Consider the following 11,863-nt stretch of genomic DNA (forward strand, 5'->3'; position numbering starts at 1 on the left):
TGGAGATTTATGCTCAGAGGCTTTTTTACAAATAGCGCAGGCACGCTGGTTTCGCGAGTTTTGGGTTTCGTGCGCGACCTGCTTACCGCATCGGTTTTGGGCGCGGGGATTTATAGCGATCTATTTTTCGTAGCGTTTAAACTGCCCAATCTTTTCCGCAGACTATTCGGCGAGGGAGCCTTTACGCAGGCGTTTTTGCCTAGTTTTACCGCCGCGCGCAAAAAAGGAATTTTTGCCGCAGCGGTGCTTATTAAATTTAGCATTTTCATCGCGCTTTTAACGGCGCTCGTGCTGCTTGCCGCGCCCGTTTTTACTAAAGTTTTGGCATACGGATTTAGCGCCGAGCAGATCGGTCTTGCGGTGCCATACGTGCGGATAAATTTTTTCTACCTTACGTTTATCTTCGTCGTTACGCTCTTTGCCTCGCTGCTTCAGTATCGCGACCACTTCGCTACGACGGCGTTTTCGACCGCGCTTTTAAATTTAGCGATGATCGCGGCGCTTCTGCTAGCTCGCGGCAAAGACGGCGCCACGGCGGTGCTCTATCTTAGCTTCGGCGTCGTAGCAGGCGGACTTTTGCAGCTTGCGGTGCATGTTTATGCGCTGAAGCTCACCGGCATGCTGCGCGTCTTAGCCGGCGGCTTTGCGCGGCTTGCGCGAGGCGATAAACCGCAGACGCAGGGCTTTTATAAAAATTTTTTCGCAGGCGTGCTCGGTGCGTCGGCACTTCAGCTAAGCTCGTTTATAGATACCTTCTTTGCGAGCTTCCTTGCTAGCGGCAGTATCAGCTATCTATACTACGCCAACCGCATATTTCAGCTGCCGCTCGCGCTTTTTGCGATCGCGCTTAGCACGGCGATCTTTCCGCGCATGAGCAAATTTGTAAAAGCTCGCGACGACGCGCAAGCTCTGGCGCTTGTCGAGCGCGGATTTTACTTCCTTTTGGCGCTACTCGGGCTCTCTGCGATAGGCGGCGTGATGCTGCGAAACGAGATCACGCAGCTGCTGTTTGAGCGCGGAGAATTTACCCGCCAAAATTCTATCGAATGCGCCGCAGTTCTCGGCGCATATATGGTGGGGCTCGTGCCGTTCGGGCTGTCTAGGATTTTTTCGCACTGGCTGTATGCGAATATGAAGCAGAAGCTAAGCGCGAAAATTTCGATCTGGTGCGTCTTTATAAACGTCGCTTTGTGCGCGCTGTTTTTTAAACCCTTCGGTGCGGTGGGGCTTGCGTTTGCAAGCACGATAACGGGAGCGTTTCTGTTCGGCTTCAACCTCTATTTTTTTGGATTTAATAACTTTTTGGCTATAATCCGCGCAAAAAAAATTATTGCGATCGCGGCGCTTTGTGCGGGCGAAGCGGCGATTTTATACATTTTAAAAGGCTTGTATTATGGTAATTTATGATAGTTTGAGCAAAAAGAAGCTCCCTTTTAAGCCCATTAGCGAGGGGTTAGCGCGCATTTACGCCTGCGGCCCGACCGTCTATGACGACGCGCATCTGGGGCACGCAAAAAGCGCCGTGAGCTTCGATCTGCTGCGCCGCGTACTGCAAGCCGAGGGCTATAAGGTTAAATTTGCGCGAAATTTCACCGATATAGACGATAAAATTTTAAAAAAGATGGCGGAAACAGGCAAGAGTCTGGGGGAGATCACGGAATTTTATACCAGCAGATATTTGCAGGATATGAGCGCGCTAAACGTCGCGGACGCGAGCATTTCGCCCAAAGCGACCGAAAATATCGCCGCGATCTGCGAGCTCATATCCTCGCTTCTTCAAAAAGGCTTTGCCTACGAGATCGCAGGGGATGGTATCTACTTCGACACGCGCAAGGACGGGGATTATCTAAGCCTTAGCGGCAAAAAAGAGGGTGCCTGCAAAAACATTGCCCGCGTCGCCTCAAACGATGCCAAGCACGACGAGAAGGACTTCGTGCTGTGGAAATTTGACGAGAATTGGTTTGATAGCCCGTTTGGCAAAGGGCGCCCGGGCTGGCACAGCGAGTGCGTAGCGATGATTTTAGCGCACCTTGATAGCGGCGATCCGAAATTTTGCATCGACATTCACGCAGGCGGCGCCGATCTGCTCTTCCCTCATCACGAAAACGAAGCCGCGCAGTGCCGCTGCGCCCGCCATAGAGCGCTAAGCAAATACTGGCTTCACAATGGCTTCGTGCAGGTAAATAACGAAAAGATGAGCAAGAGCCTCGGCAACTCCTTTTTTGTAGGAGACGCCCTAAAAATCGCACCCGGCGAGGCGCTGAGATTTTATCTCTTAAGCTCGCATTACAGGGCAAATTTTAATTATTCGGTGACCGATCTGCTTGCGAGTAAAAAGAGGCTCGATAAAATTTACCGCCTTAAAAAGCGTGTCCGTGACGTTTTAACTCCCGCTGCGGGGCAAAATTCCGCGACATGCGTATCTGAACATACCGCGCAAATTTCATCCGCAAGCTCTGCGCGGGCTTGCGGAGCTGCGGGGCAAAATTTAGCTTCGAACGGATCTCAAAGTTTAAGCCCAAACACGGCGCCGAATTCCAAGCCTAAAAATTCTGCGTCTGAACTGCCTGCTGCGGAGGCTAAATTTAGATCGGAGATGATGGAGTTTTTAAGCGATGATCTCAATACTTCAGGCGCGCTTGCGGTGCTTGATAGCTTCGTAGCAAGCGCGAACGAAGCTATCGATCGCGCACCAAAAGACAAGGCGCTAAAGGCTCAGATCGCCGCAAATTTGGAGTTTGCGAAGCAGACCCTTGGAATTTTATATGAGGATGAGACCGAATACTTTCGCTTCGGCGTGAGCGAGCAGCAAAGAGCGCAGATCGAGGAGCTGATAAAACAGCGCGCGCAGGCGAAAGCGGAAAAGGACTTTGCGAGCGCAGATGCCATCAGGGCGTGCCTTGCTGATATGAAGATCGAAGTGATGGATACGCCTAGCGGCACCGTTTGGGAGGTCGCAGCGGAGTAGACCATAAAATTTAGCATAAAATTTTACGCTAAATTTTATGATTTTTATGAAGCGAAGCGTAAATCCGAACGCTAATCCGCGCGCAATTTTGGAACAATTTTATTTGTGGTATCGCGATACAGCGGTGCGATATAGCCGTGGCAAAATGGAGTAACGCTACGGTGTCTGCGCGTATTTACCGCGTTTTATCGGCAATGGACGATGCGGCGGCGTGATATAGCGCGGTACAGCGGTAGCACTACGTGTCTGACTGTGCGTAAATTTCAGTGCGATTTTTATCGGCAATTGGCGATGCAGGGTTGTGCCGTAGCGCAGTGGAAGCAGCACTGCAGCGCACCTGTGCGTAAATTTTAACACGGCTGGTATAATGGAATGCGCTCCGCGACGTGCAAATTTCGGCGCGATTTTTATTCGGCGATATCGTACATAGTGTGCGCAGCGATGAAAGTCACGATTTCATTTGGTGATACGGCTGACGCAGCGGCAAAACCACAAGGCAGGCTGCGATTTTATTAGGTAGCGCGGTGAGTAAAAGCGCAATGCGGCGCGGCGATGCGAAGTCGCGATATAATTACGATACGGCACTTTGTAGCGTTTTTGTAGCGCCTCAAAGCATTTAACGCTTATGGCGTGCGAAAGCGAAAGATCGCGATGAATAAAAAACTCGCTCGCTTTAAGCGTTTAACGCTTTAAAAGCGGCAAACAAAAAAAGCTAAATCTCGGCGTCGTCCGCACGGTCGCCGCATGCGAGCGAGTTGATTTAGCGAGCTTGCGAAGCGCAAATTAGTCCCGCGCCGCCCCATAAATTTCGTGCTGCCTCGCGGCCGAAATTTTAAAATTTCAAGAATTTTGGGGTTGGAAATTCTAAAATTTCAAGAATTTTGAAATTTCATGAATTTTGAAATTTCATGAATTTTTGGATTTTAAATTTTAAAAATTTTATAAAAAAGGATAGCATTTGAACGGCTTTAAAACTTTACTATCGCGCTTTAAGCCCTATTTTAGGGATTATAAGCCGCAGTTTGCATTGGCGATTTTGGGTATGGTGATGACGAGCGTGGCGACTGCTGCGAGCGCGAAGCTGGTCGAGCCCGTTTTAAATAAAATTTTCGTCGAAAAAAACGAGCCGTATCTCTACACGCTTCCGATCGCGATCATCGTGGTTTTTGCGATGAAAAGCGGCGGTGCGTTTATGCAAAACTACTTCACCGCCTTCATCGGTCAAGACACGGTGCGCCGCTTCCGCGATAGGCTCGTCGCAAGCCTCGTGCGGCTGGACGTGGATTTTTTCAACCGATTCCGCACGGGCGAGCTCATCAGCCGCACGATCAACGACATCGAGCGTATCCGCGTCGTGGTTTCGAATATGATCCCCGATTTTTTCACGCAGATCATTACGATTTTGGGGCTTTTGGGCGTCGTGATCTATCAGAGCCCAAAGCTCTCTTTTTTCGCGCTCGTGGTCTTTCCGTGCGCGATATATCCACTCTCGCGCCTTGCAAAGCGGATGAAGAAAATTTCGCGCGAGTCTCAAGAGAAAACATCCGATATCTCCTCGGCGCTCAGCCAAATTTACTCCAACATCGAAATCGTCAAGGCAAGCAACGCCGAGAGCTTTGAAGTGGAGAAATTTAACGCCGAAAACAAGAAATTTTTCGGTCTAAATTTAAAGGCGGTCGTAACGACGTGCCTGGTAAGCCCGATCATGGAGATGCTAGGCGCCGTGGGCATCGCCGTGGTGATCATCGTCGGAGGACAGGAGGTCATCGCGGGCCAGATGAGCATCGGCAGCTTTTTCAGCTTCCTTACGGCGCTTTTTATGGTTTACACGCCGATAAAAAAGGTCTCATCGCTCTACAACAATATGCAAGACGCCATCGCGGCGAGCGAGCGGACGTTTGAGCTCATAGACTTGGAGCCTACGATCGTCGGAGGCGGCAAGCAGATGGGCGAGATAGGCTCGGTGAGCTTTTGCGACGTGTCGCTAAACTACGGCGACAAGGCGGCGCTGAAAGACATAAGCTTTAGCGTCAAAAAGGGCGAAATTTTAGCGCTCGTGGGAAACAGCGGCGGCGGCAAAAGCTCGGTCGTGAACCTTCTGATGCGCTTTTACGACGCAAGCAGCGGTAAAATTTTATTCAACGGCAACGACGAGATCGGCGAGTTTAGCATCCCTAGCCTGCGCGAAAATATCGGTCTCGTAAGCCAGCGCGTCTATATTTTCAACGACACGATCGCACAAAACGTAAGCTACGGAGCGGAATTTAACGAGCAGCGCGTCATAGAGGCACTCAAGCTCGCCAACGCCTATGAGTTCGTAAGCTCGATGAAGGATGGAATTTACACCGTGCTTAGCGAGTTCGGCGCAAATCTTAGCGGCGGACAGCGCCAGCGTATCGCCATCGCGCGCGCGCTGTATAAGGACCCGCAAATTTTAATATTCGACGAGGCGACTTCGGCGCTGGATAACGCAAGCGAAAAGGAGATCTCAAACGTCATCGAAAAGATCAAACAAAGCAAAATCGTCTTTGTAATCGCTCACCGCCTCTCCACGATCGAGCGCGCCGATAATATCGCCGTGATGAAAAACGGCCGCATTCTCGCCATCGGCACCGACGTGAAGCTGACGGGCGAATGCGAGGAGTATCGCAGCCTAAAGGGGATAATGCAAAACGGTTAGAGTTTTAAAATTCTGCGCCTTTTGCTCCCCGGTTTTGCCCTACGAAATTTTAAAATTTTATCTTTGAAGCAAACCGCATAAATTTATCCGCAAAGATTGAAATTTTGCCACGCGGATTGCGGTTTTGGCTGCAGGGCTTTTTGATAAAACTCGTCTCTTTGATGCGACGAGGCACGACTGCCAGAGCTTTAACGTTTGGATTAAAATTTTATCTTAAAATTTCAGCGCTTCGTTGCGAGCCCGCCTCTAAATTTAAACGCTCGCGCTGTTTTAAAACCGCTGCGGTAAAATTTTATCGTACGCTGGGCTTTTCGGCGCACTACCTGCACTTGATCTTAGGCATCTGCGATAAAATTTTGGCTTGATTTTCCTTTATAAATTTTCGCATCTTTTTAAAATCTCTATCCGAATCGAAATTTTTCGCGTATTGCACAAGTATAAGTCCACAACTTTGCATATCTGCAACCATTAGATCGACTTCATATTTATTGAAATTAGGATCTCCGGGGGCAGGCGGATTAAGGATCGCTATTACGGCTTGCGTAGGGCTAGTTTTTATGATATCAAGGGAGCGCCACTCATCTTTTTTTCTCACTTCATTGGACTTCGCTATCGTTTCATATATCCCGTATATATACCCATCGATACTTTTTACATCGCCGTAGTACGATATGGACACGAGCTTACTCCATTTATATTCCTCCTCATCGCTTAAATAATAATATGCCGCCACGAGATTTTTATACTTTTGAGTAAAAGTTTCTCCATCTATCATAATGCTTTGTGGTAGTTCGATTGTGCTATACGCTTTCTTTACTTCGGGGGTTTCCGATCTATACGCCTTACCTTGAAACGCCGCACACCCACCAAATATCGCCGTTAGTAAAAATGCGATTAGAATTTTTAATCTCATACATGATCCTTAAAATTTTTCAGATATTTTGCCATAAAAACCGAGCTTTAATCAATAAAAGGCTACAATACGCCAAATTTAATTCCAAGGGAAAGTCATTGTTTGAATCTATGCGCGCGGCACGCTCGCTAAGCCCCCTATTTCTGGGGATTTTCTTTATGTTTATCGGCGACGCGCTAGTCATCGCAAGCGCGGGCATCATGCTAAAAGAATCCGGCCACAGCGAGCTTGAGATCGGAGCGATTTCGGCGTTTTTCTTTTTAGGTGCGATCTTTAGCGGCTTTTTTGTGCCTTCGATAATCGGCGCACTCTCATACGTGCGAGCGTATGCGGTCTTTACGGCACTTTTCGGCATCGCGGCGATGCTGCACGATCTTGGCTCAAACCTCGTATATTGGGCAATTTTGCGCTTCATTTTGGGCTTTTGCTACTACGCGCTTTTGATGATAATCGAAAGCTGGATAAACTCAAAGATCACAAACTCCATCCGCTCCCGCGTGCTGGCGATCTACGAAGCGGTTTTTTACGGCGCGTTTGCGATAGGAGTTATAATCTTGGCGCTAAATTTCGGAACGATGAAGGTCTTCGTGCTAAGCGCATTTTTCATCATCCTGGCGCTGCTACCGGTAAATTTAATCCGCTTCAACCCTCCTAGAGTTCCCGCTCGCATGCGCGTCTCGATGCCGCAAATCTCGATCGTGCCGCCGCTTGCGTTTGCGACGGTGGTTTGCGCGGGCATTTTGATTAACGGCTTTTTTTCGATGGCGAGCGTTTTCGTGTTAAGCGCGGGGCTTGGAGTCGGCTCGGTGGGGGCATTTATGGGATCGGCGATGGCAGGAGGCTTCTTAGCGCAGCTCGTCTGTGGCACTATTTCAGATAAGTTTGGTCGCAAACGCGCCATAATGATAGTTTGCGCCGTAGGTCTTATTTCCTGCGTGGCGCTATTTTTTGCTAAAAGCTTCATCCTAACGTGCGCGCTTGCGTTGATGTTGGGATTTGGCGCTTTCCCTTTGTATTCGCTTGCCATAGCGCGCGCAAACGACTCCATCACCGGCGAGGGCGCATCTCGCGTGCAAATTTCAGCGGCAATGCTCTTTATCTATTCGAGCGCGTCGCTCTGCTCGCCTTTGATAATCGGCGCGATGATGAAATTTTTGGGCGCAAACGGCTTTATTTGGGTGTTTTTCGCAGCGATGAGCTTTTTATTTATATTTGCTATCTTCCGCCCCGAGATCGCGCCGAAAAGATAGCTTTAAAATTTTAAATTTTTTCGTAGATCAAAAATTTATAATAAAATGCCGCGATTGCAAACATAAAGCCCATGCCGAAGGTGATTTGCGAAAGCGAAAATCCAAGCTCGAAAAAAAATCCGATCGCAGCCGACACGAGCGTCGCGACGATGAAATACGCCATGTCGTTGTAGGCGATGACGCGCCCGAAAAACTCCCTGTCGACGTGGCTTTGCAGCTGCGTAAAAGAATATGACCACACCGTCGTGATGAAAAATCCCGCTGCGATCATGCCCGCAAACGAAAGCCAGTAGTTAAACTCCAGCACAGCCCACAGCGCAATGCCCGCAAACTGCCCCAGCAATAGCCAAAAAAACGTATGTTTATTAACGATCTTGCTTAACCATATCTGTCCGAAAAACGCAGCCGCCGAGCGCGACATATTCATAAGCCCGATGACTAGCGAGGCGCTTAAAATTTCTTTGTATTTATACTTCGCAAGAAGCGCGATGAGATTGTCGTAGGTGGTGACGGCGACGAAGGCGTGAAGGACGATGAGATGCACGACCAAAGGATGCGAGCGCAGGTAAGAAAACCCCTCTTTGAGCATCTTAAACACGGGCCCTGGCGCGTTTTTTGCAAGGTCTTTAAAATTTAGCCGCAGCAGGATGAAAAATGCAAAAATGTATAAACAAAAGTCCAAAATAAATGCCGCTCGCACGCCGAAATAGTGGATAAAAATGCCTGCACTCGCCATTCCGAAGGTATATGTGATCGTCCAGATAATGCCCGTCATCTCGTTAGCAAGCTTGAGATAAGGGCGGCTTAGAAATTTCGGCAGCGTGGAAGATTCGGTCTGAAAAAACAGCGTGCCTGCGACGCTTCGCACGACCACGATCAGAAGCAGTAGCCACAGATAATTCAAACTATCGATAAAAATCAGCATGAAAATACTGATCATCTCGGTTATAAACATCGCCGTCATCAGCGGCTTTGGTTGAAATTTATCCACGATGATGCCGTTAATGGGCGCTAAAAAAACATTCGGCACGAACGAAACGACGCCCACCGCCGTAATCGCCCACACCGGCGCGCCAAGTTCAATCAGTAGCGTAGCGACCCCCACCACTGAAAACCACAAGCCGAACATACATATAAAACCCGCCGAAAAGAGCAGGCGGTAGTTGCGTGAATGTCGAAGCAGCACGATGTATCTGATCATAAAATTTTATCCCGTAATTTAATATAAAAAATCTAGCGAAATTGTATCACGGCGCGCCTTAAAAGCCAAAATAAGCTAAAAATGCTATAATTGCGAAATTTTAATTCAGGAGTGAAAATGGAAGGGTTCGTAACTACGGTAATAGTATTTTGCGTCCTCATCGCGGCAATTCTAAAGATGGGGGTCAAGATCGTCTCACAATCGGAAATTTTAATCATCGAGCGGCTGGGTCGCTTTCACAAGGTGCTCGACGGCGGCTTTCACATCATCGTGCCGTTTTTTGACGCGGTACGCGCGAAGATGAGCGTGCGCGAGCAGCTGGTGGACATCAGCAAGCAGCAAGTCATCACTAAAGATAACGTCAACATAAGCGTAGATGGTATCGTGTTTTTAAAAGTCATCGACGGCAAGATGGCGCTTTACAACGTCGAGGATTATCGTCGCGCAATTTCAAATTTAGCGATGACGACGCTACGTAGCGCGATCGGCGAGATGAGCTTAGACAGCACGCTTAGTTCGCGCGATCAGCTAAATTCCAAGCTGCAAATCGCTCTGGGCGACGCCGCGGATAACTGGGGCGTAAAGATCATGCGCGTGGAGATTTCCGAAATTTCGGTACCGCACGGCATCGAAGAGGCGATGAATATGCAGATGAAGGCCGAGCGCGAAAAGCGCGCGATCGAGCTTAAAGCCGAGGCTGAAAAAGCGGCTCTCATCCGAAACGCCGAAGCGCTAAAGCAGGAGAAGGTGCTCGAAGCCGAGGCGATCGAGCGTATGGCGGATGCGAAAAAATATGAGCAGATCGCGCTCGCGCAAGGTCAAAAGGACGCGATGGACAGTATAAATTTAGCGATGAGTGCTTCCAGCTTTGCGGCGGAATACCTGCTCGCGCAGGGTCGCGTAAACGCCTTCAGCGAGCTGTCCAAAAACTCGAGCAAGGATAAAATTTTGATCCCTTACGAAACAAGCGAGCTTCTCGGCTCTCTTAGCGTGCTTAAAGAATTCCTCGGCAAAAACGGCGCGAAGGAGCTCAAATGAACGCGCTGATTTTTATCATAATCGGCGTGATTTTGGCGATCGTCGAGCTTTTGGTGATGGATTTTACCTTTATATTTTTCAGCGCCGGATTTTTCATCACGGGGCTTTTGAGCTTCGGCTTTCATCTTGATTGGGACGTGCAAATTCTGCTTTCGTTCGTGCTTTCTTTCGTGCTTCTGATCGCATTTAAAAAGCCGCTAAAATCGCGCTTTTTCAAACCCGAAGAGAAACATGAGGATAACTTTTTAGACGAAAGCGGCACCGGCACCGTCAAAAACGGCATGGTCTATTTCAAAGGCACGTTTTGGAAAAGCGATGAAATTTCAGAGTTTGACGAAGGTGACCGCGTCGAAATTTTAGGCGTAAAAAACGGCCAAATCGTGATTAAAAAAGATAACAGTCGAAATTCTAGCGGCGCAGACAGCGTAAATTTAAATGACGGCGGTGCAAATTTAGGCGACGCGGACGGCACGAGTGCCGACGATAAAAAATCTAACGCCGCCGCGAGCGATGTAAATTTAAAGGGAGCCAATGGCTAGAATGAGCGCCGATGAGGCGCTAGAGCTGATCGAGCATGCCGATCTAAACGAGCTTGGGCGCGCGGCGTTTGCGCGCAAGCGCGAGCTGCACCCGGACCGCGTCACGACCTTCATCATCGATCGAAACATAAACTACACCAACGCCTGCATGATAGATTGCAAATTTTGCGCATTTTATCGCCACGCAAGCGACGCGGACGCCTATGTGCTGAGCTTTGAGCAGATTAGTGAAAAGATCGAGGAGCTCATCGCCGTGGGCGGCACGCAAATTTTATTTCAAGGCGGCGTCCATCCGAAGCTGAAAATCGAATGGTACGAGGATCTGGTGGAGTTCATTCGCAAAAATTATCCGAGCATCACGATCCACGGCTTCTCGGCGATCGAGATCGATTATATCGCGCGCCTTAGCGGCATCAGCACGCTCGAAGTGCTTCGCAGGCTGCAAGCCAAGGGGCTCTACTCGATGCCCGGAGCCGGAGCCGAAATTTTAAGCGACCGCGTGCGAGAGCTAGTAGCGCCGCGCAAAAGCGATAGCGCCACGTGGCTTAGAGTACACGAGGAGGCGCACAGCATCGGCATGAAAACGACCGCCACGATGATGTTCGGCACGCTGGAAAGCACGCGCGAGATCGTAGAGCACTGGGATAAAATCCGCGAGCTGCAAGACCGCACGGGCGGCTTTCGAGCGTTCATTTTATGGAGCTTCCAGGGGCAAAACACCCGCCTTTTGCGCGAGCATCCCGAGATCAAAAAACAAAGCCCGAACCGCTACCTGCGCCTGCTCGCCGTTTCGCGGCTATTTTTGGATAATTTCAAAAACATCCAAAGCAGCTGGGTCACGCAGGGCAGCTACATCGGGCAGCTGGCGCTGAAATTCGGCGCGAACGATCTTGGAAGCACGATGATGGAGGAAAACGTCGTAAAGGCGGCAGGCGCGAGCTTTCGGATGAGCAAGGACGAGATGATAGCGCTGATCCGCGACATAGGCGAAATACCCGCCAAGCGCAACACCAACTACGATATTTTGGAGACGTACGCTTAGGCGCGGGTTTTGCGTGTTTGCGGCAGAAATTTATGCGCTTACGGCTAGAATTTAGCGGTAGAATTTTGCCTTAAAACAGATAGCGAATTTTCTCGAACGAAATTTAAAATTTGATATCGGATAGGTTTAAATTTACTGGCGCAAGCGGAATTTGCACGGTAAAATTTCATTTTGCTGTGGAATTTCGCCTTAAAATTTTACGGACGCGAAATTCCGTGGCGCGGCGTTTCGG

8 protein-coding genes and 1 pseudogene are annotated in these 11,863 nt (G+C 49.3%); 7 read left to right on the plus strand and 2 right to left on the minus strand.

All coding sequences use genetic code 11. The annotated features are described in order from the left end of the window. The first annotated feature begins 9 nt into the window (after positions 1–9). From murJ to Q0620_RS06310, 3 genes and pseudogenes are all read left to right on the plus strand, one after another. Positions 10–1,407, plus strand: a complete 1,398-nt coding sequence (murJ, locus tag Q0620_RS06300; protein ID WP_298783830.1) for a murein biosynthesis integral membrane protein MurJ — start codon at positions 10–12, stop codon at positions 1,405–1,407. Continuing rightward, positions 1,394–2,845, plus strand: a pseudogene (gene cysS / locus Q0620_RS06305) (cysteine--tRNA ligase); the annotation flags it as partial. The gene murJ and the pseudogene cysS, both read left to right, overlap by 14 nt. 1,081 nt (positions 2,846–3,926) lie before the next feature. Next, positions 3,927–5,648, plus strand: a complete 1,722-nt coding sequence (locus Q0620_RS06310) for an ABC transporter ATP-binding protein (protein ID WP_298783831.1) — start codon at positions 3,927–3,929, stop codon at positions 5,646–5,648. A 319-nt stretch (positions 5,649–5,967) separates the two neighbouring features. Here Q0620_RS06310 and Q0620_RS06315 read toward each other — a convergent pair whose 3' ends face one another. Further along, positions 5,968–6,561, minus strand: a complete 594-nt coding sequence (locus Q0620_RS06315; protein ID WP_298783832.1) for a hypothetical protein — start codon at positions 6,559–6,561, stop codon at positions 5,968–5,970. A 98-nt stretch (positions 6,562–6,659) separates the two neighbouring features. Between Q0620_RS06315 and Q0620_RS06320 the strand changes: the two genes are divergently transcribed. Continuing rightward, positions 6,660–7,811 (plus strand): MFS transporter, encoded by a 1,152-nt coding sequence (locus Q0620_RS06320; protein WP_298783833.1) that lies wholly within the window; start codon positions 6,660–6,662, stop codon positions 7,809–7,811. A gap of 10 nt (positions 7,812–7,821) precedes the next feature. Here the strand turns inward: Q0620_RS06320 and Q0620_RS06325 are convergent, their stop codons facing one another. Next, positions 7,822–9,012, minus strand: coding sequence for an MFS transporter (locus Q0620_RS06325; RefSeq protein WP_298783834.1), 1,191 nt, complete (start codon positions 9,010–9,012; stop codon positions 7,822–7,824). A 117-nt stretch (positions 9,013–9,129) separates the two neighbouring features. Between Q0620_RS06325 and Q0620_RS06330 the strand changes: the two genes are divergently transcribed. The 3 genes from Q0620_RS06330 to Q0620_RS06340 are packed head-to-tail and all read left to right on the plus strand — an operon-like array spanning position 9,130 to position 11,631. Continuing rightward, positions 9,130–10,050, plus strand: a complete 921-nt coding sequence (locus tag Q0620_RS06330) for a stomatin-like protein (RefSeq protein WP_298783835.1) — start codon at positions 9,130–9,132, stop codon at positions 10,048–10,050. Then, positions 10,047–10,589 carry an NfeD family protein gene (locus tag Q0620_RS06335; RefSeq protein ID WP_298783837.1) on the plus strand — a complete coding sequence of 181 codons (543 nt, stop codon included), beginning with the start codon at positions 10,047–10,049 and terminating at the stop codon, positions 10,587–10,589. Before Q0620_RS06330 ends, Q0620_RS06335 begins: the two co-directional genes overlap by 4 nt. After that, a complete protein-coding gene (locus Q0620_RS06340; RefSeq protein ID WP_298783839.1) occupies positions 10,582–11,631 on the plus strand; it encodes a dehypoxanthine futalosine cyclase in 1,050 nt (349 codons plus the stop codon). Before Q0620_RS06335 ends, Q0620_RS06340 begins: the two co-directional genes overlap by 8 nt. Positions 11,632–11,863: the final 232 nt, after the last annotated feature.

Origin of the sequence: uncultured Campylobacter sp. (assembly GCF_938017615.1) — a bacterium.
Lineage (GTDB): Bacteria > Campylobacterota > Campylobacteria > Campylobacterales > Campylobacteraceae > Campylobacter_B.